The organism is Bradyrhizobium sp. AZCC 2230 (genome assembly GCF_036924495.1).
Lineage (GTDB): Bacteria > Pseudomonadota > Alphaproteobacteria > Rhizobiales > Xanthobacteraceae > Bradyrhizobium > Bradyrhizobium rifense.
The window spans coordinates 7,589,523-7,615,664 of sequence record NZ_JAZHRS010000001.1 but is presented as its reverse complement, the minus strand read 5'-3'; the positions used below and the strand labels follow the sequence as shown (position 1 = coordinate 7,615,664).

The window sequence follows — 26,142 nt, the reverse complement described above, 5'->3', positions numbered from 1 at the left end:
ACAACTCGATGCCCAGCGCGTTTCGCGGCGCGCTTGTTTTTGGGCCGATCAGATCCGGAATCGAAGCCCCCGGAACTCTGGAAGCGAGAACTCGATGACCGGCGCTCACACGTCCGGCGCCAAGGCTTGCATCATGGCCTTGTCGTCCAGTTCTCCTTGCCAGCGCGACACGACGAGCGTTGCGAGCGCATTGCCGATGGTATTGGTTACCGCGCGGGCCTCGTTCATGAAGCGGTCGACCCCAAGAAGTAGCGCGAGCCCGGCGACAGGAAGCGTGTGAGTAGTGGCCAGCGTGGCCGCAAGGGCGATGAAAGCGGCCCCGGCCACACCTGCGGATCCTTTGGATGTCACAAGCATGACGGCAAGCAGGGCGATCTGATCTGTTAGCGACAGAGTGGTGTTCGTCGCTTGCGATATGAACAACGCCGCAAGGCTCAGATAGATCGCACTGCCGTCCGGGTTGAAGGTGATACCCGCAGGCATCACCAGCCCGACGATAGGCTTGGGACATCCCGCGCGCTCCAGCTTCTCCATGAGTTGCGGCAGCACGCTCTCAGATGAACAGGTGCCAAGAACGATGGCGATTTCGGCCTGGATATAGCGCAGGAATTTCAGCATCGGCACACGAGCAATGCGCGCCACTGCTCCTAGTACAAACACAACGAAGAACGCTGACGTTAGATACATGCAGGCCACAAGCAGCGCAAGATTGACAACGGAACTGATCCCGTATTTCCCGATCGTGAAGGCAAGGGCGCCAAACGCGCCAATCGGAGCGAGCCGCATGACAATGCGCATCACGCCGAAAAACCCGTGGAGTGCGCTGTCCATCGCATCGACGGCCGGCTGAGCGAATTTGCCGCTCAGAGAAAGCCCGACACCAAAGAGGACGGCAAAAATCAGGACTGGTAATATCTCTCCCTTGGACATGGCCCAAAGGATATTTTCCGGCACCAGTGTGAAGATCGTGTCGGCAAGTGTCGTAGAGCTTTTCTGAAATGTAGCGATCGATGCGGTATCAATCTTGGAGACGTCAACATTAAATCCTGCGCCAGGCTGAACGAGATTGCCGACGATTAGCCCAATCGCCAGAGCCATCGTCGAGATTACTTCGAAATAGAGGATCGTCTTAATTCCAACCGCACCGAGCCGTTTAATGTCGGTCATTCGGGCAACACCGACGGTGATGGTCAGAAAAATGATCGGGATAAGCACCATCTTGACGCAGCGAATGAAGAAATCGCCGAATATCTTCATCTCCGTACCCAGCGCTGGGAGATACCATCCTAGCGCTATGCCAAATATCGCAGCGGTAACGACCTGGAAATAGATTGAACTCCAGACGCGTGGCGGACTCTTCTTTGGCGCTATGACCAGACCTTCGCTCAGAGAGATGGACATCTATTGTTCCTCAGTTATCTGGAAGACTTGGAGGTCTCGTTCGGCCTTTAGGCCTTTCGCCAACTTCAGTTATTTGCGGTCTGCGAAGGCGCTCGGAAAAGAGAGGCCAGGTCGAACTTGGGATCTTCGGCCTGTTGCGGCCGGATCGGGACACGTGCGCCCAAGAGGCGCCGGGTGATTACGTGCTCTGCTGGAGAATTCAATGTTTCGACGCTGGCAAGTCGGTCATCCTGAAAGGAAAATATCGAGAAGGATCGGTCATTTTTGGAGCGCCGCACGACCCGGTCGGCGCATTGCGGGACAAGCCCAACGATTTGCAGCTTGTCATCTGCCTGATCGCTCCAGAACCAAGGGACGGCGAAATATGAAGTCCGAACACCGGCAAGGCGTTTGGCGACGTGCTTGGCCTGATCGGCCGCATTCTGAACAGAGGTGAGCACGATAGCGCGGGAGGCTTCGCAAAGTGGAAATTGCGCGCAATCTCCGATCGCACTAATTCGCGGATCCGACGTCAGAAGATCGCGGTTGACGATGATTCCGATGCCCGTCCGAAGGTCAGCTTGCTTCGCAAGCTCGAGTCTCGGCGTGACGCCGACGGCTTCGACCACGAGGTCCGCATCGATCTGCACGCCGTTGGATAGGGTCAGAACACAGCCCAGCGAGCTATGGCGCCGGATGTCGGTCACGCCGACATCGAGGATGATCTTTGCGCCGCGCAGGCGGTGCCGATCGCCAAGATAACGGGATACGTCGCGCGACGTCGACCGTTCCAGCACTCTCGCAGCCCGATCAACGACCACCACCTCTTTACCAAGAGCCACCACGGCTGCCGCGAGCTCCATTCCGATGAAGCCTGCACCGGTGATAGCTACGCGGCGCGCGTGCGGCAACGCGCCGCGCAGGCGCTCGGCCGATTGCAGGTCATTGAGATTGGCAAGGTTTAAACCTTCCGCCACGGCGAGCCGGTTGGGCTGTGCGCCAAGGGCGAGTACAACATGATCGCACCGTATCTCGTCGCCTCGGTCCAAAAGCAACGCCAGTCGCGTTTGATCTATTTCTTTTACCCTCGCGCGAACGACATCGATCTTGGCGCTCACGAATGCATCCGGCGAACGCAGAGGCGTACTCAAGCCGCGCTGCAAGAAGGATTTGGACAGAGGTGGTCGCTGGTAGGGCAAAGTATCCTCGCCATTGATCAGCGTGATCGACCCGTCGAAGCCGTGAAGGCGAAGCGCAAATGCTGCCTCGGTACCGGCATGGCCGGCACCGATAATAGCGATACTCCCCAACGTTCCCGGATTAATGCCCATCCGCACTAGAACTGCGTTGCCGGGATTTCGACGAACAACCCGGACAAGTCGGGCGTGATAGCAATCTGGCAGGCGAACCGGCTGTTGGACCTGCGCTCCCCCGCCACCACCTCGAGCATGCTGCTCTCCGCTTCCGAGGGGGCCGGCAGGACCGCGCTGGCAGGCGCCGTGAGGTAAACATGGCAGGTGCCACAGGAAAGGGCACCGCCACACTCGGCCTCAATGCCGTGGATCGCATGATTGCGTGCAACGGCCATGAGGCTCTCGCCGATCTCAGCCTCGCATTCGCGATCGGTTCCCTGCGGAGTCCTGAAAACAATCCGTGTCATAATTGACCTGCTGTTTGGGTGTTAGGCAATTTCCCGGATCGCTCCTTGGAGCACCTTTGCCCCGAGCAGGTCGGCAATGAGGGCGTCCCGGGCTTCATCGGCATTGAGGCCGTGTTCGGCCAAGAGCGGCGCACTGTTCTGCAGCGCCTCATCTACGGACGCTGCGAGCGCCAGCTTCTTGTAGGTATCTTCCACGCGGATGCCGATGCATTCGCCGATGATCTCGACCACATTGACGATTTCGAAGGAAACATCGTTCTCGAACTTGCAGAGCTCCCGATGGCATCCGTGAAAAATGGTTGCGAGAGTGGTGATGCCCGCGCGCGCCGCCGCCTCGAATTCCTCCGCACGCAGGCTTTCCTTGAACTTCGGAGTGACGTTCAGATAGGTGGACATCAGTCCAGCCCGCGGCACGTCGAGGTGCACGAGCTCGATGCCTGAAATCTCGCTCAGCAACCGCTCGACTGCGCGCAAGACATCGGGTGTTCCGGGTCGCTCGTTGATGGCGACCCGCTTGCGGATGTCGTGCTTGAAGAGTGGCCTCAGCTTGTCGAGATTGCGCTCGAGAAAAACGAAGAACGGAGTCAGGCCGGCATCAACGCGCCCCGTCATGAGCCGGTGCGCGGGCAAGATGACGTCCTCGAACTGTAACTGGCAGCTCGGGCACCACGACAGGTTGGTAGTCGCCTGCTGGGCCTCGATTTGGCTCAGTGCGGCCAGGCCGGCACGCCCTGCGGTTTCGCCATCACCCGCTCGAAATTGGTTGATGCCGCAGCAGGCGCTCGAACCACCAAGGATCTCGCAGGACAAGCCCATCGCCTGCAGGATTTCGACACACAACAGGACAATGTGCGGTGTCTTCCCTACATTGCAACCAATATAGAATGCGATGTCGGGCTTGCATTCGTCCGTGACGGGCTTAGGCGTCGGCTGAAGCCGGGCAACTGTGTTCTGATCCACTTGAAGCCTGGACAGAATCCGCAGCGACTTGGCGACAGTGCGGAAGGAAGCGGCTCCGTTCTTCCGAACGGCATCGCCGTCACGGCGACGGACATTCGCGTAATTCGCCATTTTCACAAGAAAGAGCGGGTCCACCCCGTAGTCACAGGCGTCGCGGCAGAAGGCGCTGCTTGAGCATGCGCCAGCCCAGCGTTGCGCGGCTTCGTTGCCATCGCCCCCGCGTATCAGATCGATAATGCCGCCGAGTACGTCCTTCGGATCGGTCTCGGAGAGGCCGATAGACCCCTTCATTGGGCAGACTTCGAAACACTTGCCGCAGCCAACACACGCGGAGGCCACGTCTTGCATGCGCGTGTCGAGAGCCTCGATGAAATCCATTGGTCTGTTACTCCATCGGGCTGCCGACCCATTGGGCCGAACATGGAGTGCCTCGTCGTGTCTGCGGAATTGCCAAAGAGCGAATGGAGATATAAGAGAACGTTATGTCTACGCGAGACGATGCATTGCGGATGCGGCTGGGGCGTTCCCTGAAGCTTCGTGATCTCCACACTCTGACCGTGGTCGCCGAGCTCGGCAGCATGGCCAAGGCGGCGGCGTTTCTGTCGGTCACTCAGCCTGCCGTCTCGCAGGCGATCGCCGACTTGGAGCGTTTCGCGGGCATTCGTCTGCTCGATCGAGGCCCGCGCGGCGTGGTGCTCACCGTGGCGGGAGAAGCGATGGTCGCCCGCGGGCGTCAGGCGCTTGATACCCTCGACCTGGGCATGCGCGACATCGCGTTCCTGACGGATGGTGGCCGTGGCATCGTGCGCGTCGGTGCCGACATGGCGTTCATCGCCGGAGGCCTCCTGGCCGACATTATCACGCATTTGCGCAGCCGCTATCCCGGAATATCCGTGCATGTCTTCGAGACCAGCATGCGCGTTTCAGGGACTGAATACCGTGAACTCATGGAACGCGGCGTAGACGTTCTGCTGGGGCGGCGCTCACGCGAGGACATAGATAGCGAGTTGCTCATCGAGCACCTGATGGAGGAGAAGCTCAAGGTCGTAGTGAGCTCAACTCATCCTCTGGCAATGCGAGACCGGGTCGACTGGACGGACTTGACGGGAGAGTCCTGGATCCTGGCGGCCACCGACAGCATTGCCCGCACCATCCTGGAGGATGAATTCAGGCAGCGTGGCCTGACGGTGCCGGATGCAGCGATAGCGACCTATTCCATGCAACTGCGCTTGCAACTCCTCGGAACCGGAGGCTACGTCACCGTTATGACGGAATACTCTTTTCGCCATGGCGCCGATCGTTGGGGGTTGCACGCGCTACCGCTCGAATGTTCACAGCGCCTTCCGGTGGTAATCCAAAGACTGAGGCACAGGTTGCCGACGCCAGTGGTTGAGAGGTTCCTGCGATCGGCACGCACCGTCATCCTGGGATCGTTGCGCGGTTGATGAGGCAACCGCGTGAGCCGACGAGGACAAGTCGCAAGCTTGTCGCGGGTTCGCGAAAATCGCTATCAATACTGATTGCAAATCACGACCCATGATGTCTGCGTACACTCAGACCTCATCAAACCGCGCGTGAAGGCTGATCGCTCGCTGGTCTTCGACCAACCTTCCCATCATGGGTTCGTTGCGACCACAGTGAAGCGGGTGCTTCTGGAATGCACGGTGTCGCTCATTGATCAGGCGGTGAGCGGGAAAAGCCGATGCCAGCGGCCGTGCGTCGAACATCCCTTTGACTGTGAGACGAGATGTATCCTCCGGCGCGTCTGACGAAGGTCTGGTGGAGCCCGCTGATCCCGCCGCCGAAGCTCGACAGGTCGGGGCATTCCAGAAGCGAGTAGTCGAGATGGATGGCGTCCGAGTGGGGATCGTAGGTGGCGAAGTAGTGACCTGCCCTCGCCTGCGGTCCGCACGCGGACAGGACACGTTCCCTGACCTCGCGCGGCAGCCGGGCGATCCGATCTGTGCTCCACACCGGGTCGGCAGGCGGGACCGGCGAGGCGTGGGCCGCACACGCCCATCCGAAAACCAGCAGCCACGTGAACCAGGTTACAATTCGTATCATCGCGTATCACTTCCCGCTCGGTGAGGTCAGAGAGTTTTTCATGGCATGATCTCGTTATGATTGGTCGCAAGTTCACTCTGCAGGCTGGAGCGCATAGGGCGCGTCACCTGCAGCCGGGCGAACGGAAGGCCGCGCCGGACAGAACCAGGAATAGAGGGCGGGGAGCACCAGCAAGGTGAGCAACGTCGCGCTGATCAGGCCTCCGATGACCACGGTCGCGAGCGGGCGCTGCACTTCGGCGCCGGAGTTCATCGAAACCGCCATCGGCAAGAAGCCGAGGCTGGCTACGGTCGCCGTCATCAGCACCGGGCGTAGCCGCGTCATGGCCGCCTGCCTGGCCGCCGCAGCGGCGGCGAGTCCCTCCTTGCGCCGCTCCTCCATGTAACTGACCATCACGACGCCGTTTAAAATCGCGATTCCGAACAAGGCGATGAAACCGATCGCGGCCGAGATGCTGAACGGCATGCCGCGCAGCGCGAGCGCGAAGATTCCGCCCACGGCCGCAAACGGCACGTTGAAGAAAATCAGCGTCGCGAGCCGCGCGCTGCCGAACATCAGATAGAGCAGTAGGAAGATGACGGCGAGCGCCACGGGCACGACGGTCGACAACCGCGCCATGCCCTGCTGCAGATCCTGGAAACTGCCACCCCACGAGATCGTATAGCCCGGCGGCAGGCGGACTTGGGCCGCGACCGCCTGTTGCGCGTCGGTCACGAAGCTGGCGAGCGGTCGCGCGCGTACATTGGCCTGCACCTTGATGATGCGCCTGCCTTCCTCGCGCTCGATCTGCGCGGGGCCGGGCTCCCAGCGGATATCGGCCAGATCGCCGAGGGCAGCAGAGACCCCGGCGCCGTTGTTCACGCGCAGCGCCCGGATATGGTCGATGCTGTCGCGGTCCTGCGGAGCGAGCCGGACGCGGATATTGTACCGCTCGTCGCCGTCCTTCATGGTGCCGACGGTGCGCCCGCCCAGCGCTTCGACGAGGTCGAGCACCTGGGTCGCATTGAACCCGCGTCGCGCGATCTCGCCGCGATCCACGATGACGCGGAGATACGGCTGACCAACCGTCTGTTTTGCCTGCACGTCGGCCGCGCCGGGAACGGCCGAGACCACACGCGCCACCTGGTCGGCGAGGTCGCGGAGTGTTGCCGTGTCGGTCCCGTGGATGACGATGGCGAGGTCGGCCATCACACCCTGCAAGAGATCGTCCATGCGCATCTCGATCGGTTGCGCCCAGCTTTGCGTAATGCCGGGCACACTCTGATCCAGTGCCTCCTTGTACGCTTCGATCAGCCCGGCCTCGGTCTGCGCGGTGCGCCATTCCGATTTTGGCTTGAGAATGATGAAGGTGTCGCTTTGCTCGACCCCCATCGGGTCTGTCGGGATCTCCGAACTGCCACCGAGCGTGGTCACGCTCTGCACCTCGGGGAATATCTTCAGCGTCTTCTCCACCATGGTCTGAGTGGCGACCGCGGATTCGAGCGAGATGCCGGGCAGCTTGGTGGTCGTTACGGTGAGAGCGCCCTCCTCCAAACGCGGCAGGAACTCTGCGCCAAGACGGGAGCCGGTCAAGAGCGCACCGCCCAGCATCACGGTCGCCACCAGAATGGTGATTCCGGGATGGCGCATCGTTTTCGCGAGCACTGGCGCGTAACTGCTCCGAGCCACGCCAATGATGCGACTGTCCCGCTCGGCGACCGGCCTGCGCAAGAAGAAGGAAGCGAGCACCGGCATCAGCGTGAGCGTCAGCGCCAGCGACGCGGCCAGCGCGAACATCACGGTGAGCGCCATCGGGCGAAACATCTTGCCCTCGACGCCCTGCAGGCTGAGGATCGGCAAATAGATCAGAGTGATGATCGCGACCGCAAAGGCGACCGGGCGCGCCACGTCGTGCGCGGCCTCGCGCACCACCTGCTCGGCCGGGAGAGATGGCGCCTCCGCACGACGGCGCACGATGTTTTCGATCATCACCACCGCGCCGTCGACCAGGAGGCCGAAATCGATGGCGCCGAGGCTCATCAGGTTGCCCGACAGCCCAGTGAAGTACATCGCAGTGACGGCGGCCAGCATCGAGAGCGGGATGGCCAGTGCCACAATGAGGGCGGCGCGAAAATTGCCCAGCAACAACAACAGGACCGTGATGACCAGGAGAGCGCCTTCGGCCAGGTTGTGGGCCACCGTCTGCAGGACGCGGTCGATCAGATCGGCGCGATTGTAGTAGGGCACGATGCTGACACCAGGCGGCAAAGTCTTGTTGATCTGTTCAACGGCGGCGCCTAGCCGCTGCGCGACCACGCGCGTGTTCTCGCCCAGCGTCATCAGAGCGACGCCCACCACGGCCTGGCCGTCGCCTTGGCTCGTCACCGCACCGAGCCGCGGCATCGGCGCCTCTACCACCTCGGCGACGTTCTTGATGTACAGCGGCGAACCGCCGGCCGCGGTGCGCAGGACGATATTGCCGATGTCGCCGATGGATTCCAGCAGTCCTTCGCCGCGGATGACAGCCTGCTCGCCGTTGCGCGCGATCGTCGCACCGCCGGCCGCGCGGTTGTTCTGCGCCACCGCGTTGTAGACCTCCTCGACGGACATCCCAAAGCGCGTCAACGCGCTCTGGGAGACTCGGACCTCGTAGGTCTTGAGCTCGCCGCCGTTGACGTTGACCTCGGTGATGCCCGGGACCAGCTTGAGCTGCGGTGAGACCTGCCAATCCAGGATCGAGCGCAACTGCATGAGCGAGTAGTTCTTGCCCTCGACCCTGAACTGGTAAATCTCGGAGAGCCCGTCGGAGAGTGGCCCGAGCCGCGGTGTCCCGGCTTCTGGCGGCAGCGCTGTCTGGCTCAGCCGCTGCGCAACCAGCGTGCGGTCGGTCAGGATGTCGCCGCCGTCGGCGAATTTCACATAGATGACGGACAGCCCATAGCGCGAGATCGACCGGTAGCTCGTCATGCCCGGGAGGCCCTGCAAGGCCAACTCGATTGGCAAGGTGATCGAACGCTCCACGTCAGGCGGGGCCAAACCCGGTGCCTGGGTCGTCACCAGCACCTGCAGCGGTGAGATGTCCGGGTCGGCATCGAACGGCAGGCGTTGCATGCTCAAGAGGCCAGCAGCGACAAGCCCGGCGATGAGGATGAGGACGAGCATACGGTTGCCGAGGGCGGCATCGACGATCCTGTTGATCACGGTGATGTCTCCTAGCCCTGGTCCGGAATGGTGGACTGCATCAGAGCCGCCTTGAGCCAATAGCTGCCCTCGCCGACGACTGCGGTGCCAGCCGCAAGCCCGCTCGTGATCTGGGTCTTTCCGTTTGCGACCGGGCCGGTGCGAACCGCACGCCAGGCGAACTGGCGATCACCTGTCGGAATGAACACGACGCTCTGCCCGTTGACTTCCTGCAGGCTTTCGCTCGGCACCAAGACAGCGTTGCCGCCCTGTGGTGAGAGGATGTTGACGGTGGCGAACATATTGACGCGCATCGCGCCGTCCGGGTTGGGGATCTCGCAGCGCACCTTGGCCATCCCCGTCGTCGTCTCGATCTGGTCGGGGATGTAGGTGACACGGCCGGTAAAAACGCGACCTGGAAAGGCACGCACTCTCACCTCGACCGCATCGCCCACCTTGACTGCGCCGAGATCCCTCTCCGCTACGTCGGCCTGGACCCAGACGGTCGAGAGGTCCGACACGGTCAATATCGACGCCGCCGGATCGATGATCTCCCCTTTCGCCACAGAGACCGAATCAACCACGCCGGCGAATGGCGCGACAATGGCGCCCCGCGAGCCGAGCTTCGGCTGATCGCTGGAAGGGTCTGCGTCTGCGGTGGCGGCCCGCATCGGCAAGAGCCGCGCCTCTTCCTCCTGGTACTGCTGCAACACGGCCTGCTTGGTGCGGAGATCGGCTTCCATGGTGGCAACGGTGGCGCGCCGAGCCTCGACCTCGGCCTGCGTCACGAGGTCGTTGCGAATAAGGCTTGTCGCGCGGTCGTAAGCAGCATTTGCGGCCCTGAGTTGCGCTTGTGCCTGACTGAGCGCCGCCTCGGCGCTCAGAACCCTGCTGTGGGCGGCACTGAGGTCGAAATTGTCGAGGACCGCCAACCGCTGACCCGCTACGACCCGATCGCCGGCGTTTACGTCGAGCGCTTCGATCCGGCCGCGCGCAACGGGCCTGATGCGGGCAAGATGGAGCTGATCGTAGCCGACGCTACCCGTCGCCGACACGGCACGAACCAGCGGACCGGACTTCGCCTGCTCGATCTGCAATTGCAGGTTCGCGAGCTTCGGTTCGGAGAGAGTAATTGTGGCTGGCAGCTCCGGATCGGCGGCGACCGCCGCCGGGGCACTCACGGGCGCCGCGGTCGAGGCGGACGGCAACGAACGGCCCACCGCAAATCCTGCGGTCAAGGCGATCGCGACCGTCGCGACGCTGAGGAGCAATCGGCGCTTCGTAAGCGGCAATACCCGACGAAGAGGCAACGGCCCATGACCGGCCTCCGACCCATTGATCGCGAAAGCGTGAGCTGTGCGTGATAGGCTTGTGTGCATCATTTTCCGCTCCGAAGAAAACCGTTGGCCGGGATCGTTAGCGGGCTTTTCTGACGCCGGCCTGAAGACTATCTCCATGACGTTCAGGTTGGCTTCAGCTTTCTCCTTCAACTACCTTTCATGAGCATCGTGAGCGAACCATGCGAGTCTTGCTGATTGAGGACGAGCCGCATCTCGGATCGGCTGTGCAGGAGCATGTTCGTGCGGCGGGACATGCCGTCGACTGGTTCGAGCGGCTGGAGCCGGCGGAGCACGCGGCGCGTACAGTCTCCTATGACGCACTGCTGCTTGATCTGCACCTGCCCGACGGGCGCGGCCTGGATTTCCTGCGCAAGCTTCGCCGCCGCGGTGACGCGCTGCCGGTCGTCATCCTCACCGCGCGCGATTTGGTCAGTGACCGGATCGAGGGGCTTAAAGCGGGCGCCGACGATTACATCGTCAAGCCTTTCGATCTCGACGAAGTGAATGCACGTCTGGAGGCCGTCGGCCGCCGGTATTTCGGCAAGTCAGTGCCGGTCGTTCAGGTCGGTCCGGTGGAACTGGAGTGGGAATCGAAAGTCGCGCGGTTGGACGGGCGACCTGTCGAACTGAGCGCGCGGGAGTGGGCCGTCATCGAAGTGCTGGGCCGACGGCGGCAATCGACGGTCTCGAAAGAGCAAATCGAGGATGCGCTGTACGCATTCGGCGAGGAGATCGAAAGCAACACCATCGAGGTCTATGTCAGCCGCATTCGCCGCAAGCTCGGGCGGGATTTCATCCGCACGATACGCGGTCTCGGTTATCGCTTGGGAGACTAAGACGTGGCAGGCAGGAGTCTGGTAACGCGCCTGATTTGGCTGTTGTGCTCGTCGATGGCGGGACTGTGGCTGCTGGGCAGCGTCACCGCAGGCATGCTCACGGTATTCGAGATCAATGAACGGCTCGATGATGCGATCGAGGAAGTGGCGCAGCGGCTGCTCCCGGCCACCTACGATGCCGTGCGGCAGCCGCAGGCCATGCAGCAGATGGCTCGGCAACTCGTCACGACGTTGGATCCCAAGGCCCTGGCGTATCAGATCATCGGTCCGACCGGCGAAATCGTCATGCGCTCCGACAATGCGCCTGAGGCGCCGTTTCAGGTCCGGCGCCAGGCTGGCTTTCATGACACCCCGCGCTACCGGGTCTATGCTCAGCCCGCAGCTGCGGACGGCTACTTCATCGAGGTCGCCGAGCCTGCGATGCACCGCTCCGAAGCCCTATGGCGAGCCGTCGGGCTCACCGTCGGACCGCTGCTGCTGTTCTTGCCATTGTCCTGGTTTTTGATCCGCTGGGCGGTGTTTCGGAGTATGAGCTCCTTGGACCGGTTGCGCTGGGAGATCGGTCATCGCGACGGCTCCAATCTATCGCTGATCCCCGATATGGGCCTGCCGACCGAACTCGCTCCAATCCTTGCAGCCGTGAATCGGCTGCTGGAGCGGCTGGGGCGTGCGCTGGCGGCGGAACGCCAGTTCGCTGCGAACAGCGCGCACGAGCTGCGGACGCCAATCGCTGCCGTGTTGGCGCAGATGCAATTACTCTCGGCGCAACTCGCCGGCACGCAGCACGCAGAACGTGCGGTGCGTATCGTCAACCAAATAAAAGGGCTAAGCAGTCTTGCCGAGAAGCTGCTGCAACTATCGCGGACCGGCGCAGGAGTCGGGATGCAGCAGGATCCCGTCGATATATTGACTGTCCTGCAAGTGCTGGTCGATGAGTTTCGCCGACACGAGGGCGTGGGAGACAGACTGATCGTCACCGCGGAATGCCAGGACGAATTCATCGTGCAGGGGGAATTGGACATTCTCGGCATCACGCTCCGCAACCTGATCGAGAATGCCATCCGTTACGGCGCGTCCGACGAGCCGATCGAGATCGTTGTCGAGCGCGGCCGACAAATTCGGCTGCTCAATGGCGGCGCCGTCATTTCCTCCGAGACCCTCGAAGCTCTGAAGAAACCTTTCGTTCGCGGATCATCGATCGGCGCCGGCGGCGGTCTCGGGCTCGCCATTGTTGATAGCGTCATGAAGCAGATTGGTGGCAGCCTGACGCTCATTTCCCCTGTCATAGGCCGTGGCAGCGGCTTCGAGGCTCGCCTCGTTTTCCCTGAACCGACTTGAAGTCTCTCCGGGCCTCGTATTCATAGCCCGCGATTCCTAGTCTCGAGCGGGCTTAGCGGCGTCGCGGCTCCTTTCCGGGCGCTGGGGCCTCGACCGTCTTCACCCCAGCCATAGAGATAATGCGCGGCGACATGCGACCTCGGCGTCCGCCTGGAAAATCATTGCGAATCGCCCCAATGAAAATTTCATATTTGCACGCCGGCTTCTGAAATAAATTCATCAATGTCTCCGTCAGAAACCGTCGTGGCGGTGATGCTGTCGCGGTAGAACTCGTTCGGATCGATCGCGGTCAGTCAAAGCTCTCGAATGCTTGAGCAGCTCTCCGTTCGGAATTCACGCTAATTCGTTGAGCTCTCGCGCTGCGCAAGCTGCGGCGAGTATTGGCGCTGGTCGCGCCGCGCGGGGCGTGCGGCAGGGTCGCGGACGATGAAGGGCTGCAGCTCGACGATGTCGATGAACTCGTCGGCCTGGCGGCGGAGCTCATCTGCAACCATCGGGGACTGGCTCGCAAGTGTTGAGACTACTGTGACGCGGACGCCGCGACGCTGCACCGCTTCAGCCAAGATGCGGAAATCGCCGTCCCCCGAGAAAAGGACCAATTGGTCGATATGCTCCGCCAGCTCCATCGCATGGACGGCTAGTTCTATCCCCATGTCCCCTTTTTGCTTTCGGCGCCCCATTGCATCGATGAATTCTTTTGCCGGCTTCGTAACGACACTGTAGCCGTTGTAGTTCAACCAATCGATAAGGGGACGTATTGATGAGAATTCCTGATCCTCGATAATCGTCGTATAGTAATGGGCGCGGACTAGCGTCCCCCAACTCTCGAATTCGTTCAGCAGCCGCTTGTAGTCGATGTCGAAACCAAGCGCCTTGGCGGTCGCATGGAGATTAGCGCCATCTATAAACAACGCGAGTTTTTTGGGCGGACGTGACATCGCGGATTCCTGCAGTGGGCCTTTATCGAGATCGGCCAATTTCTTTAGATCTCGACCGGATCAGTGAGAGAGAACGAAACCCATGGTTTGCCGGCCCTCCATCATTGGGCGGAGGGCAGCAGTGTGAAAACCTCAAATCCATTTCGTACATCACTGAGCAGAATTCACTAATGAACCGCAGACCTTCCATCTTAATCGGAGCGACTGCGATATTCACGGCCGCCCACGCGCTTGTCGGCTTCACCCGTGCGAGAGACTGGCCTTGCCGTGCTGGATCAACTTGCGGCCAGATAGCTTGCGCAGGCCAACATAGAACACCGGCGTCAGGAAAAGGCCAAACAGGGTAACCCCGATCATGCCGGCGAACACGGTAACGCCGGTCGCCGAGCGCACCTCGGCACCAGCGCCATGCGAGAGAACCAACGGAATCGTGCCGGCGCAACCAGCGCCATCGAGAGAACCACGGATGTGCCGGCGATAAAGGCCACTGAAGTCATCACGATGGGCCGCAGCCGCAGCCGGCAAGCTTCGAGCGCGGCCTCGACGATGCCCTTGCCCTGGAATTCGAGTTCACGCGCAAATTCCACGATCAGGATCGCGTTCTTGCAAGCGAGGCCCATCAGCACGACGAGCCCGACCTGGACGAAGGTGTTGTTGTCGCTACCGTAGAGCTTCACGCCGGCCAAGGCCGAGAGCAAGCACATCGGAACGATCAGGATCACCGCGAGGGGGAGTACCCAGCTCTCATAGAGAGCCGCCAGTACCAGGAAAGCAAGCAGAACCGAGACGGGGAATACCAGCAGCGCGGCATTGCCTTGGGTAGCTTCCTGGAAGCTAAGGTCACTCCACTCGATGGTCATGCCGTTGGGCAACACCCGCCGGGCAAGCTCGGCCATCGTGCCCATCGCTTGCGCCGAGGACAGCATGGCCGGATTGGCCTCGCCGATGAAATCGGCCGCCGGATAGCCGTTGTAGCGCAGCACCGGATCTGGGCCGTAGGTCTGACTGATCTTCACCATCGAGCCGATCGGGACCATCTCGCCCTTGTCGTTACGCGTCTTCAGGTTTGCAATGTCCTCCACGCGCTTGCGGAAGTCGCCGTCGGCTTGCGCATAGACGCGCCAAGTGCGGCCGAACAGGTTGAAGTCGTTGACATAGGACGAGCCGAGATAGACCTGGAGTGTCTCGAATAGGTTGGTCAGCGCCACGCCCTGCGCCTTGGCCTTGACGCGATCAACCTGGATATCGAGTTGTGGCACGTTGGACTGGTAGCCAACGAAGGGAAAGCCCATGCCTGGCGTCTTCACCGCCGCAGATTGCAGGGCGTTGGCCGCTTGCTGGAGCGCGCCGAAGCCCGCGCCCGCACGGTCTTCGACGAACAGCGAATAGCCCGCGCCTTGGCCGAGGCCGAGGACCGGCGGCGGGTTCAGCACGAAGGCAAAGCCTTCCTTGATCTGGGCGATCTTGGCCTGGATGTCGGCGGCGATCTCCTTGGCGCTGCGGTGGCGTTCGTTGAACGGCTTCAAGATCGGAAAGGCGACGGCATAATTCGGCGTATTGGTTTGCTGTGTTGGGTTGAAACCGGTCAGGCCGATCACGTGGGCAACGCCCTCCGTGCCGAGCGCGATGTCCTTCATCTTTTGCAGCACGGCATCGGAGCGCTCCAGCGAGGAACCCTCGGGCAGCTTCACGCCGGCGATCAGATAGAGCTTGTCCTGGGTCGGAATGAAGCCCCGTGGCACGGCATTGAACATCAGCCCGGTGCCGGCCAACAGCACCACATAGACGATGAACACCACACCGCGTCGACCGAGCGTGCGCGAAACGGCGCCCTCGTACCGATCCGAGCTCGCTCTGAAGAAGCTGTTGAACGGCCGGAACAACCAGCCGAGCAGGCGGTCGATGAGGCGCGAAAGCATATCCCTCGGCGCATCGTGCGAATGCAGCAATTTGGCGGCGAGCGCTGGCGACAAGGTTAGCGAATTGATCGCCGAGATCACGGTCGAGATCGCGATGGTCACTGCGAACTGCTTGTAGAAGGTGCCGGTGACGCCGGTCAGGAACGCCATCGGCACGAACACCGCACACAGTACGAGCGCGATCGCGACGATTGGCCCGGATACTTCGGTCATCGCCTGGTGCGCGGCCTCAAGCGGCGAGAGACCTCCCTCGATATTGCGCTCGACATTCTCGACCACCACAATCGCGTCATCGACCACGATGCCGATCGCGAGCACCAGCCCGAACAGCGAGAGCGTATTAATAGAAAAGCCAAGTAGATAGAGCACTGCGAAAGTGCCGACGACCGACACCGGCACCGCGATCAATGGAATGATCGAGGCGCGCCAGGTTTGCAAGAACAGGACGACTACCAGCACGACCAGCGCGATCGCCTCGAACAGCGTGTGAACGACAGCCGCGATCGATTCTCGTACGAAGATCGTGGCATCATAATCCGATCGGTAGCTCACGCCGGGTGGGAACTGCTTGGTGAGTTCGTCCATCTTTGCGATGACCGCGTCCCGTGTCGCCAGCGCGTTGGCGCCGGGCGCCTGGAATACACCGATGATCGACGTGTTGAAATTGTCGAGCTGGCCACGGAGGGTGTAGTCGCTCGCGCCGAGCTCGATGCGCGCAACGTCCGAAAGCCGCACGACCTCGCCGTTCGATCCGGTTTTCAGCACGACATCGCCGAATTCTTGCGCCGTGCGCAGGCGGCCCTGCGCGTTGATCGCAATCAGGAAATCGCTGCCGCCTTTGATCGGTTCGGCGCCGAGCTGGCCGGCCGAGACCTGGATGTTCTGCTCCTGGATGGCGCGCACCACATCGCCCGCGGTCATGTTGCGCGAAGCGATATTGTCCGGATTGAGCCAGATGCGCATCGCATAGTCGCCGCCACCGAACAGCCGTATCTGGCCGACGCCGGGAATGCGCGCGAGCTGATCCTTGACCCGGATATTGGCGTAGTTGCGCAGGTAAAGCGGGTCATACTTGGTGTCCGAAATCAGCGTGATCAACGTGAGGAAAGCCGGCGACTGCTTCTGCGTGGTCACCCCGAGGCTGACTACTTCCGACGGCAGGCGCGACAGCGCCTGGGAAACGCGGTTCTGCACGTCCACCTGCGCTTTGTTCGGATCGGTGCCGGGGGCGAAGGTGATCGTCATCTGCAGCACGCCGTCTGACCCCGCTACCGACTTCATGTACATCATGTTCTCGACGCCGTTGATCTGCTCCTCCAGCGGAGACGACACGGTCTCAGCGATAACCTTCGGGTTGGCGCCCGGATAGGTCGCCTGCACGACGACGGTGGGCGGAACGACGTCGGGATATTCGCTGATCGGCAAAAGCGGGATCGCGATCGCACCGGCGACGAAGATCACGATCGACAGTACCGCCGCGAAGATCGGGCGATCGATGAAAAACCTTGAGAGGTGCACGGATGCGTCTCCTTACGGGTTACGACTGGGGCCGGATGCTCATCGCAACTAGGTTGGGTTTGACCTTGGTGTCCGGTGCGAAGATCTTCTGGAGACCGGCAACAATGACCTTGTCGTTCGCATCGAGGCCTGACTGCACCACCCGCAAACCGTCATGAACGCTGCCAAGCATGATGTCCTTGCGCTTGGCCTTGTCTTCCGTTCCAAGGACATAGACGTATTTGCGATCCTGATCGGTCATGATGGCCTTGTCGTCGATCAGCATCGCGATGTATTCGGCGCGCCCTTCGAGCTGCACGCGCGCATAGAGGCCGGGCACGAACACGCCGTCAGGGTTCGGCACCGTCGCGCGCACGTTGATCGTACCGGTCGCCGCATCGACCTGGTTGTTGACGAAATTCACCGTGCCCGAATGCGGAAAACCGGTTTCGCTGGCGAGGCCCACCCGCACCGGGTTGTCCGAGTTGGCGCGTTCGCCCTTACGGGCGAGTTCGCGATAGCGCAGGAAGGACTGCTCGTCCGGCTGGAAATAGACATGGACTGGGTTCTGCGACACGACGCTCGTGAGCACGGTCTGGTCGGCCTGGACGAGGTTGCCGAGCGTCAGCAGCGCGCGGCTGACTCTGCCGGCAATCGGCGATCGCACCTCGGTGAAGTCGAGGTTGAGCTTGGCGGTGGACAGCGCCGCTTCGGCTGCATGCACGTCGGCGTTGGTCTGTCCCAGTGCTGCGCTCCGTGTGTCGTAGGTGTCGATCGAGATCGCGCCGGTCTTGATCAGCGATTCCGCGCGCTTGTTCTGCGCCTCCGCGAGCTGCGTCGATGCGCGGGCGCGTTCGAGCTGGGCCACCGCGGCGTCATAGCTGGCGCGGTAGGGACGCGGATCGATCACGAACAGAAGGTCGCCCGCCTTGATCATGTCGCCCTCCTTGAAGGCGATGCGGTCGATATAGCCGCTGACGCGCGGACGTATGTCGACCGCGCCGATGGCCGCGATCCGCCCGGTGAATTCGTCCCACTGGCGTACGGATTTGGTCACGATCTGGGCGGCATCGACCTCGGGCGGCGGAGGCGGGGCTTCCGCCTGGCTGTTGCTGCAAGCAGCGATGGCGGTGGCCATGACCACCATGGCAATGGCGGAAAGGCCCGCACGCAGTGACGGGAGCGAGTAATGGCGGTACGGCACGAGTGTCCTCTTGACTGGCAGCGACTTCTCAATATTGAAGTTAGCTTCAACTTCAATATTAGGCAAGAGAAAGCTTTTTAAGCCGATGCACTTTCGTCGAAAGGACTGAGCCACGCCGCGACCAGACGTAGACGCGTAGGATGGGTTTTGCTTTGTTCAACCCGTCCTACGGACTTGCAATGACGGGGCCGAGCCCTACCACCCCTCAAGCACAATCTTGCCGCGCGACTTGCCGCTCTCCAGCAGCGCATGGGCGCGTCTCAGGTTGGCGGCATTGATGGTGCCGAAGGTCTGGTCCCGCGTCGTGCGCAGCACGCCCTTGTCGATGAGATCGGCGACGTCGTTGAGCAGATGATTTTGGGCGATCATGTCGGGCGTCTCGAACGAGGAGCGGGTCATCATCGCTTCCCAGTGGATCGAGATCGCCTTGCCCTTGAACATGCCGACGCTGAACTCGGCCGGGCTGTCGATCAGGCCGAACTTGCCCTGCGGCGCCATGAAATCGGCGATCGCCTTGTAGTGCTGATCGGTCGCTGTGAGGCTTGCAACAAGCGCGACCGGTGACAGCTTCAGTTTCTCAATCTGTTCCTTCATAGGCCTGGCATGATCGATCACCGTGTGCGCGCCGAGCCCGAGACACCATTTTTGCGATTCGGGCCGCGTCGCGGTAGCAACCACCGTGAGTCCGGTCAGCCGGCGGGCGAACTGGATCAGGATCGAGCCGACCCCGCCGGCGCCGCCGGTGATCAGAAGCGTCCGCGGATCGAGGCTCTTGCCGGGCACCGCGCCGAGCCGGTCGAACAGGAGCTCCCAGGCGGTGATCGTGGTCAGGGGCAGGGCTGCGGCCTGCGCGAAGGACAGCGCCTTCGGCTTCTTGCCGACGATGCGCTCATCGACTAGATGAAACTCAGAATTGGTGCCCTGGCGCTGGATCGAGCCGGCGTAGAAGACCTCGTCGCCCGGCTTGAACAGCGAGACCTCGGGACCGACGGCGTCCACGATTCCGGCCGCATCGTAGCCCAGAATCTTGATCTGGCCCTGCGGCGGCTCGGCGCGCTTGCGCACCTTGTAGTCAGCCGGGTTGACCGAGACCGCCTTCACGGCAACCCGGATATCACGGCCGGTCGGTTCCGGCTTAGGCGCCTCGAAATCGATCAGAGCGTCCGCAGCGTCGATGGGAAGCGATTTCTTGTATCCGATGGCCTTCATGGCTGGTCTTCTTTGAGCTGAAAACTGCCACCCAACTGCCCGCTTATGACAGCGCCAGCTGCGTCGGCGATGAGCTTGAAGGAGCGCAGCCGCAATGCTTGGTCGTAGACGTCGGATACGACGATGAGCTCGTCGGCGTCCGTCTCGGCGACCAGCTTCGCGATGCCGTCACGCACCGTCTCCGGAGAACCCACGATGGAACGCGCGAGCATGCGCATTGCCTGCGCCTTCTCCGTCGGAGACCAAAAGGTTTCGATGTCGTCGATCGGCGGTTGGCTCAGCCCGCGCGCGCCACGAAAAATGCTGGCAAACGACATTTGTTGTGTCGTCGCTAAACGCCGCGCCTCGGAGTCGGTCGGGGCGGCGATGATGTTGACACCCACCATCGCATAAGGCCGGTCGAGCTGTTCTGATGGCTGGAAGGCGGCACGATAGATCTGAAGCGCCGGGATAAGCAACTCCGGCGCAAAATGCGAGGCAAAGGCATAGGGCAAGCCGAGTTCCGCCGCCAGCATCGCCCCGAAATTGCTGGAGCCCAGAATCCAGAGCGGCACATTCGTGCCGGCCGCCGGTACGGCCTGGATGCGCTGGTCCGGGCCAGCCGCGGCGAGAAACGCCTGCAGCTCTAGCACGTCCTGGGGAAAGTGCTCGGCGACTTCCGGCGAGCGCCGAAGCGCGCGCAGCGTGAGCTGATCGGTTCCGGGCGCGCGGCCGAGACCGAGGTCGATGCGGCCAGGAAACAGCCGCTCCAGCGTCCCGAACTGCTCGGCGATCACATAGGGGGAATGGTTGGGCAGCATGATGCCGCCGGCGCCAACCCGGATGGTCTTCGAACCTGCCGCTATATGGGCAATGACAATGGAGGTTGCTGCGCTGGCGATGCCCGGCATGTTGTGATGCTCCGCCACCCATATCCGACGATAGCCCCATCTCTCGGCATGCGCCGCCAGGTCTCGGGCGTTATCGAGCGCGCCGCGCGCGCCGGTCTCCACGGTGACGCGAACCAGTTCGAGAATGGACAATGCTGTCATGGTCGGTTCCCCAACTAGCGGATTTCTATTCGGCGGCAGGCCATGAATGCTTCAGCAGCCCTGCTCGTTCGGGAGCGGACTGCCGCGCTAATTCGACGATGCGCAGCTCGGTCATAGCAGCCCCACCGGCCACGCGAGACCGAAGGCAGCGGCGCCAACGGCGACGAGATTGGCGATGACAATGATGAGGGCATAGAGCGCAGGAGATGGCAGCATCTTCTTCATCGGCAGCGTGATCTCAACGGGATCGATCGTCGGCGTGAGCGGCCTTTCCCATCGTCCGGGCTCCAATTCGGTGAAGCCGTACTTGCGCAGCATCTTGCGGAGACCGGCGACGGCCTTCGCGGCCGCCCACCGCTGGAGAAAGTCTTCGACCAACATCGATAGTCGGTATCCGAGCATCCTCAGAGCAGCCCCACCAAATGCAGGAGGCCCCATACACCGGCGGCAGCGGCGATGAAGCCACCGAGGAGGATGATGAGAGCGTAGAGGGGAGCGGAATCGGATAGGCGGTAGCTCACGCCTTCGGGCTTCCACCGCTGGAGAATGTCTTCGACCAACGCGAGACCGAACGCAGCGGCGCCAACGACGACGAGGTTGGCGATGACATAGAGGACGGGGAGCGGCCTCATTAGAGGAGGCCGAGCAGGAGTAGGACCAAACAGCATGTAGAGACGGCCATGACGCCCAAGGCGACCAGAATGATAAGAGCGTGGAGGAGATCGGAATCGGGATCGGATAGGCGGTAGGTCACGCCTTCGGGCTTCTTATGCATGACATTCACCTCGGCTTGGTGGGGATCGGCGACACTAGCAGCGATATCCAAAAGCTAAAGCTAGCTTCAACTTTAAACAAAAGCAAGGGGAACGTTTGCGCCGATGCGCTTTTGTGGTACTGACGAATTTACCGCCAGTGCATTAAACGGGGTCTTTGCAGTCCATGGATCTTCCCACCCGCTCGCGAGCGAACTCCACCGTCCAGTACGTGTGCCCGGAATGGACTTGGCCCGCCGATGAGTTGATCCACATCCGCGAGATGTCCGAGCGCAGCTCCGTGCCGGCATCGTCGCTGCGTTACTACGAGAAGCTCGGCTTGATCACGTCCGAACGCGAGACGAGCGGGAGCCAGCGCCGCTACAGCAAATCGACCTTTTACAAGATCATCTTGATCACGCTGGCGCAGAGTGCGGGCTTCAATCTCGATGAAATCGCTGAGCAACTGAGAAACCTGCCGGATATCCATCCGTTACCGCCGAAGGTCTGGGGACCGCTGCACAAGATTTGGGAGCGGCGCATCGATCAGCGCGTCGCCGAGCTTAAGCAATTGAAGATCAATTTGAGACGCTGCACGCGCGACGCGTCGCGCTGAGCGCACCATCGGCCACGAGGGATCTCGCAAGGTCTTCAGCAAGATTCGACCTTCATGCTTACTCGAACTCCGCCGTTACTCTGCTTGGAGCGCATTGTGCTCCCCGAGAGCGCGCGGGGATTGGGCTCCTGCGTCTTCTCCAACTTGATAAGAACGAGCAGGTGGTGGATCGGGGGGCACATTCGATCCACCACCCGCCCCGGCCCGTCTCCGACACAGGCTGACGCTAGCAAGCAGGAGGCACGGGGCCGAGCCGGTAACGAAAATGAAGCTCCAGATCAGGATCTTGCGGCGGCTGAGGTCAGGCATAAACAGGCTGTTGCCTACGAACGCGCAAAGGACGAGCGCGAGGGCGCCGGTAATGGCACCGGCAATACCAAGGGTCCGGCGGGATTGCTGCAAGCTCCATGATAGTCATCACTAGACCTCTCTCTGTTGGATCGGACAGCATCGCGCCGAAGAACCAACTCGGAATGTGCATGGCGATGGGGAACACCATTTACGTCTCCCGTCGTGAGGACGGTTTACTCGCAACAAACATGGGCTGGTGATGAGAAGTTCTGGATGGAGCATTGAGTTGCATTTCAGAATGCCCTCCCTCTTGCCTGAGAAAGGAATTCAACAATGAATCGCGGCGACCTGAATGACCTGAATACCTTTCTCACCATCGCAGAACATCTCAGTTTCCGCGCGGCAGCAGCTCAGCTCGGGGTGACCTCATCTGCTCTCAGCCATTCGATACGGCAGCTTGAAGGACGTCTTGGCGCACGACTTTTGCATCGAACGACTCGGAGCGTTTCGCTCACGGATTCCGGCAATCGCCTCCTGGAAAGCTTGCGACCTGGGATGGCGCAAATCTCGAGTGCACTGGAGGAATTAAAGGGGGAGCGCGATCGTCCTTCTGGACGCTTGCGGATCTATGCCCAACCATGGGCCGTCCCCACAGTGATCGCACCGATGTGGCAACACTTCCTTTCATGTTACCCCGGCGTGCATCTGGACCTCCTCGTTGGGTCGGAGCCGTCGATCGATATCGTTGCGAGCGGTTTGGACGCTGGCCTTGCGGTTCGCGAGCGCGTGCCTGTTGAAATGACCGCAATCCGCGCGTCGGCGCCGATGAGGGCAGCCGTCGTTGCCAGTCCGGACTATCTCGCAAAGCACGCGGCGCCCAACACACCAGACGACCTATTATCGCACCAGTGCGTCCAGTATCGTAATGTAGGCGAGATCTGGCGCTGGAGATTTGAGCAGAACGGTACTGCGAAGCGTGTTTCTGTCCGTGGAAGCATGACAGTCAACGACACAGACGCTGCGATTCGCGCTGCGCTCGACGGTCTTGGAATCGTCTACACCCTCGACGTTTTGGTCGAACCGTTCCTGCGCAGCGGGCAACTCGTGCGGGTTCTGGCAGACTGGTCGCCGAACATGGAGGGTGTATATCTCTACTATAACGGCCGGCGGCAGCTTTCAGCCGCATTGCGCGCGTTCATCAACATCATCCGACCGTCCGCAGGGCGCCAGGATTGCAGGTGCGTCAAGAATCCGCTTTAACAACCTTTTGGCGCACCCCTCCTTCGGCGGAACGCCTTACAGCCTCGACAAGGCTGGAATTGTGGAGTGCCTCACGAAATCCCGGTGTTCTGTATGTCCCTTCATTCAGGTCGCGGGCAAGTTGAGCGTAGACCTCCCCCACATTGATTGCCGTCTCCATGACGTTGTCGGAGACAGCTGGCGCGTCGGGTTCTGCGAATGCAACGCTTGACCTCAATTTGAGATCCCCGATCTGAACTCCGCCGGGGTGAGAGCTGGTCAGGCTCAGCCATCCGTCAGAGCCCCTGACTTCGACGCCGAAGCGAACATTGTCTGACGGCATTCCAGCCTCGATCTCGGCCGTGAATGCGGCACCTGAGGCCGTCTTGCCCAGGATGCCAACGTAGTCAGCAGTTTCACGCATGCTCTCTACCCCGGTCTCTATCAGCCTCACGATTGGCCACCGGATCTCAGCGCGAGCGTCGACTTCGATGATCTTTCCCAGGACCGCTTCCACCAGATCTAACGTATGACCTCCAGCGATGGTGAGCAGGTTCGCGCCGGAGGAACGCTTGATATAATATTCTTGTGTAACCGGCATCTCTGGCCCGAACGCAAAGGTCTGGGATACGATTCTGGCGTTTAGCGGACGTCCAATTTTCCCCGAGGAAACCAACTCCGCCGCGCGTCGGACGGCCGGATTGAGCCGGCCCTGCAATCCGATTGCCGTGTGGAGCGAGTGTGTCGCATTCACAATCTCTTCAGCTTCCGCGACGCTGCGTCCGAGGGGCGCCTCGCAGTAGACCGCCTTGCCCGCCTCCAGCGCCGCCAGGACGAGTTCGCGGTGTGCGGGCACGGCCACCGCCACGGTAACGATATCGATCCGATCATCACGGATCATCGCGAAGGGGTCGCTATACCAGCGATCAGCGCCGAAGGCTTTGGCCGCCTCCCGTGCGCTCTGCTCGTTGCGCGTTGCCACAGCCGCGAGCCTCAGACCCTGCAGATCATTAATCGCCGGAACGTGCGACACCTTCGCCCAGCTCGTTTTCGTGTCCGCGCCGATGACACCGACACGGATCTCCCTCTGAGTAGCAGCTTCCACTGATTTTCTCCCACTTATGCAAGCCCCCAAACCTCGTCTCTACTCAAGGGACCGCTTTTGTAGTGCTGAGAAATTTCGGATGGACTGATGAGCCACATTTCGCAGTCTTTCTGCTAAGAAATCGCACACGGCTGCTCGCGGTGCCGCTGCCGGTCAGTTCACGGCTCATAGCGTCCTAGTGCGCGGGGTAGACGCGAGTTGTGAGCGATAGGGCTGCACGCCAGTTGGAAGGCGGATCGCCCCGTGGCCGGTTCTGCTTCTGCCCACGGCCTGCGCCGAGCTTATCCGCGCGAGACGCAGGAGATGGTGTTTGACGTGTTATTCGGCATGGGGTCCGGACGCCGATTGACGTCCTAAGTAGTTGATTGATCTCGAAAGTGGAGGGCGATTGGGTGCCGATTACCCCGAATACGGGGTCCTTATTCCATGCCGAAACACAGCCGGCGGCTGGGTGATCGCTTCGCAGGCCCGACAGACGAGCTTCTCGCGCACGTGCTGGATCACTTTCCACTGGCGCGGAACGAGCTCCAGCGTCTCAGTCACGTCCTCGCCGATCTTGCGCAACCGGCTATCGCCGCAGCATGGGCAGGTCGCAGGCACCGGATAGACAAGGCGTTCCCGCGGCAAATGCTCCGGCAGCGGCCGGCGGGCTGGCTTGCGGCGCTCGAACGATGGCACCACAATCTTCTCGGCTGCCATCTGCGCCGCGGTCTCGGCTTGCGCCGCGTTCTCCTCCAGGTCGGCGAGCTGTAGCTCGAGCTGGTCCAGCAATGCGCCTCGCTCGGAGGACTGCCCGAACTGCTCGTGCCGCAGCTTCTTGATCGTGAGCTTGAGCTTCTCGATTAGCAGTGTCCGTGCCTGAGCTTCCGCCTCCGCGGCCAAGCGGGCCACTCGCTCGGCGCGCAGCATCGCCTTCAGGGTGGTCACATCGTCGGGGGAGAGAATCATCGGCGCCCATCGCCGACCAGAGAATCACAAGACGCGGTCTCTGTCCGGACTGCTGGTCGCGCCGTCGATTCAAATCACAGCGATCAGCCGGCCGCCTGCGGCCGTCACGTGTGTTGCGGCATCCGCCAGTCAGGTGAGCCGCTGGGCGAATGGCATCGTGCTCGGTTCTGCGGCATTCGGAGCGGATAGACTGACTTGTGACTGTTGTCCGCCAGTTTTCTCTCGTCGATTATATCTCACGTGGCCCCCCCTATTGGCACAAAGCTCGACTGGACAAGGGTTGATTGTGCGACGAGCAACGTCAATGCGAGCATCTGAGGGCGCTCGCGTACAACAGCGCAGGTCAGCGGCGGTTTGAATAGTTCCGGATACCAAGGGCGACGAGGAAATTTTTCGCGAATGCGCCAGCCACAGTGAGGCATCGCGCCGAGGCTAGTCTGCTAATGTCGGCAGCAAATTCCGCAAGCGCTCGCCGCTGTTCACCAGCGTCTTGTTCAACGAACGCGGCTAATGGCTACCTAAGTGCCTGAGTTTGCTGGCGCTCCCTAGGGGAATCGAACCCCTGTTTCAGCCTTGAGAGGGCCGCGTCCTAACCGCTAGACGAAGGGAGCGTGAGGGCTAGCCAATAACCTCGAAATTTGTCCGCCGCAAGGACC

At 61.4% G+C, this 26,142-nt stretch carries 18 protein-coding genes, 1 tRNA gene and 2 pseudogenes; 5 read left to right on the top strand and 16 right to left on the bottom strand.

Features of this window, described 5'->3' with window-relative positions; genetic code table 11:
• Window positions 1-105: 105 nt before the first annotated feature.
• The 4 genes from dctA to V1280_RS36370 all read right to left on the bottom strand — a co-directional run bounded on the left by dctA (window position 106) and on the right by V1280_RS36370 (window position 4,378).
• Window positions 106-1,401, bottom strand: coding sequence for a C4-dicarboxylate transporter DctA (dctA, locus tag V1280_RS36385; RefSeq protein WP_334535452.1), 1,296 nt, complete (start codon window positions 1,399-1,401; stop codon window positions 106-108).
• Window positions 1,402-1,466: 65 nt separating this feature from the next.
• Window positions 1,467-2,711, bottom strand: coding sequence for an NAD(P)/FAD-dependent oxidoreductase (locus V1280_RS36380; RefSeq protein WP_334535451.1), 1,245 nt, complete (start codon window positions 2,709-2,711; stop codon window positions 1,467-1,469).
• A gap of 5 nt (window positions 2,712-2,716) precedes the next feature.
• Entirely contained in the window at window positions 2,717-3,040 is a 324-nt protein-coding gene (locus V1280_RS36375; protein ID WP_334535450.1) for a 2Fe-2S iron-sulfur cluster-binding protein, read from the bottom strand.
• A 21-nt stretch (window positions 3,041-3,061) separates the two neighbouring features.
• Window positions 3,062-4,378: a (Fe-S)-binding protein gene (locus V1280_RS36370; protein ID WP_334535449.1), complete on the bottom strand. Its 1,317-nt coding sequence runs from the start codon at window positions 4,376-4,378 to the stop codon at window positions 3,062-3,064.
• A 104-nt stretch (window positions 4,379-4,482) separates the two neighbouring features.
• Here V1280_RS36370 and V1280_RS36365 point away from each other — a divergent pair, with 104 nt between their 5' ends.
• A complete protein-coding gene (locus tag V1280_RS36365; RefSeq protein WP_334535448.1) occupies window positions 4,483-5,445 on the top strand; it encodes a LysR family transcriptional regulator in 963 nt (320 codons plus the stop codon).
• Between the two features lie 691 nt (window positions 5,446-6,136).
• Here V1280_RS36365 and V1280_RS36360 read toward each other — a convergent pair.
• Both V1280_RS36360 and V1280_RS36355 read right to left on the bottom strand, forming a co-directional pair.
• Window positions 6,137-9,244, bottom strand: a complete 3,108-nt coding sequence (locus V1280_RS36360; RefSeq protein ID WP_334535447.1) for an efflux RND transporter permease subunit — start codon at window positions 9,242-9,244, stop codon at window positions 6,137-6,139.
• Window positions 9,245-9,255: 11 nt separating this feature from the next.
• A complete protein-coding gene (locus V1280_RS36355; protein ID WP_334535446.1) occupies window positions 9,256-10,494 on the bottom strand; it encodes an efflux RND transporter periplasmic adaptor subunit in 1,239 nt (412 codons plus the stop codon).
• Window positions 10,495-10,742: 248 nt separating this feature from the next.
• Between V1280_RS36355 and V1280_RS36350 the strand changes: the two genes are divergently transcribed.
• Together V1280_RS36350 and V1280_RS36345 are read left to right on the top strand one after the other, a co-directional pair.
• Window positions 10,743-11,399 carry a response regulator transcription factor gene (locus V1280_RS36350; RefSeq protein ID WP_334535445.1) on the top strand — a complete coding sequence of 219 codons (657 nt, stop codon included), beginning with the start codon at window positions 10,743-10,745 and terminating at the stop codon, window positions 11,397-11,399.
• 144 nt (window positions 11,400-11,543) lie between these two features.
• Window positions 11,544-12,737 (top strand): ATP-binding protein, encoded by a 1,194-nt coding sequence (locus V1280_RS36345; protein WP_334535444.1) that lies wholly within the window; start codon window positions 11,544-11,546, stop codon window positions 12,735-12,737.
• A gap of 338 nt (window positions 12,738-13,075) precedes the next feature.
• Here the strand turns inward: V1280_RS36345 and V1280_RS36340 are convergent, their stop codons facing one another.
• The 7 genes and pseudogenes from V1280_RS36340 to V1280_RS36310 form a co-directional block, all read right to left on the bottom strand.
• The gene (locus V1280_RS36340) at window positions 13,076-13,675 is read right to left on the bottom strand and encodes a LabA-like NYN domain-containing protein (protein ID WP_334538496.1); all 600 of its coding nucleotides are present in this window, start codon (window positions 13,673-13,675) and stop codon (window positions 13,076-13,078) included.
• Between the two features lie 240 nt (window positions 13,676-13,915).
• Window positions 13,916-17,112 (bottom strand): annotated as a pseudogene (locus V1280_RS36335) (efflux RND transporter permease subunit).
• A 19-nt stretch (window positions 17,113-17,131) separates the two neighbouring features.
• The gene (locus tag V1280_RS36330) at window positions 17,132-18,295 is read right to left on the bottom strand and encodes an efflux RND transporter periplasmic adaptor subunit (protein ID WP_334535443.1); all 1,164 of its coding nucleotides are present in this window, start codon (window positions 18,293-18,295) and stop codon (window positions 17,132-17,134) included.
• A 195-nt stretch (window positions 18,296-18,490) separates the two neighbouring features.
• On the bottom strand, window positions 18,491-19,504 hold the full coding sequence (locus V1280_RS36325; RefSeq protein WP_334535442.1) for a zinc-binding alcohol dehydrogenase family protein: 1,014 nt from the start codon (window positions 19,502-19,504) through the stop codon (window positions 18,491-18,493).
• The gene (locus tag V1280_RS36320; RefSeq protein ID WP_334535441.1) at window positions 19,501-20,535 is read right to left on the bottom strand and encodes an LLM class flavin-dependent oxidoreductase; all 1,035 of its coding nucleotides are present in this window, start codon (window positions 20,533-20,535) and stop codon (window positions 19,501-19,503) included. The genes V1280_RS36325 and V1280_RS36320 overlap by 4 nt, the downstream gene beginning before the upstream one ends.
• A gap of 111 nt (window positions 20,536-20,646) precedes the next feature.
• Complete coding sequence (locus tag V1280_RS36315; protein ID WP_334535440.1) at window positions 20,647-20,916, bottom strand: hypothetical protein; 270 nt, start codon at window positions 20,914-20,916, stop codon at window positions 20,647-20,649.
• Window positions 20,917-20,939: 23 nt separating this feature from the next.
• Window positions 20,940-21,167: a hypothetical protein gene (locus V1280_RS36310; RefSeq protein ID WP_334535439.1), complete on the bottom strand. Its 228-nt coding sequence runs from the start codon at window positions 21,165-21,167 to the stop codon at window positions 20,940-20,942.
• A gap of 307 nt (window positions 21,168-21,474) precedes the next feature.
• Between V1280_RS36310 and V1280_RS36305 the strand changes: the two genes are divergently transcribed.
• Together V1280_RS36305 and V1280_RS36300 are read left to right on the top strand one after the other, a co-directional pair.
• The gene (locus V1280_RS36305) at window positions 21,475-21,903 is read left to right on the top strand and encodes a MerR family transcriptional regulator (RefSeq protein WP_334535438.1); all 429 of its coding nucleotides are present in this window, start codon (window positions 21,475-21,477) and stop codon (window positions 21,901-21,903) included.
• 624 nt (window positions 21,904-22,527) lie between these two features.
• Window positions 22,528-23,454, top strand: coding sequence for a LysR family transcriptional regulator (locus V1280_RS36300; protein WP_334535437.1), 927 nt, complete (start codon window positions 22,528-22,530; stop codon window positions 23,452-23,454).
• On the opposite strand, the gene V1280_RS36295 is transcribed toward V1280_RS36300, so the two are convergent.
• The 3 genes and pseudogenes from V1280_RS36295 to V1280_RS36285 form a co-directional block, all read right to left on the bottom strand.
• Window positions 23,438-24,538 (bottom strand): Gfo/Idh/MocA family protein, encoded by a 1,101-nt coding sequence (locus V1280_RS36295; protein WP_334535436.1) that lies wholly within the window; start codon window positions 24,536-24,538, stop codon window positions 23,438-23,440. The two genes, V1280_RS36300 and V1280_RS36295, sit on opposite strands and share 17 nt — an antisense overlap.
• Before the next feature lie 432 nt (window positions 24,539-24,970).
• Window positions 24,971-25,486 (bottom strand): annotated as a pseudogene (locus tag V1280_RS36290) (IS66 family transposase zinc-finger binding domain-containing protein); the annotation flags it as partial.
• Window positions 25,487-26,022: 536 nt separating this feature from the next.
• Window positions 26,023-26,097: transfer RNA gene (locus V1280_RS36285), tRNA-Glu, on the bottom strand.
• Between the last annotated feature and the right edge of the window lie 45 nt (window positions 26,098-26,142).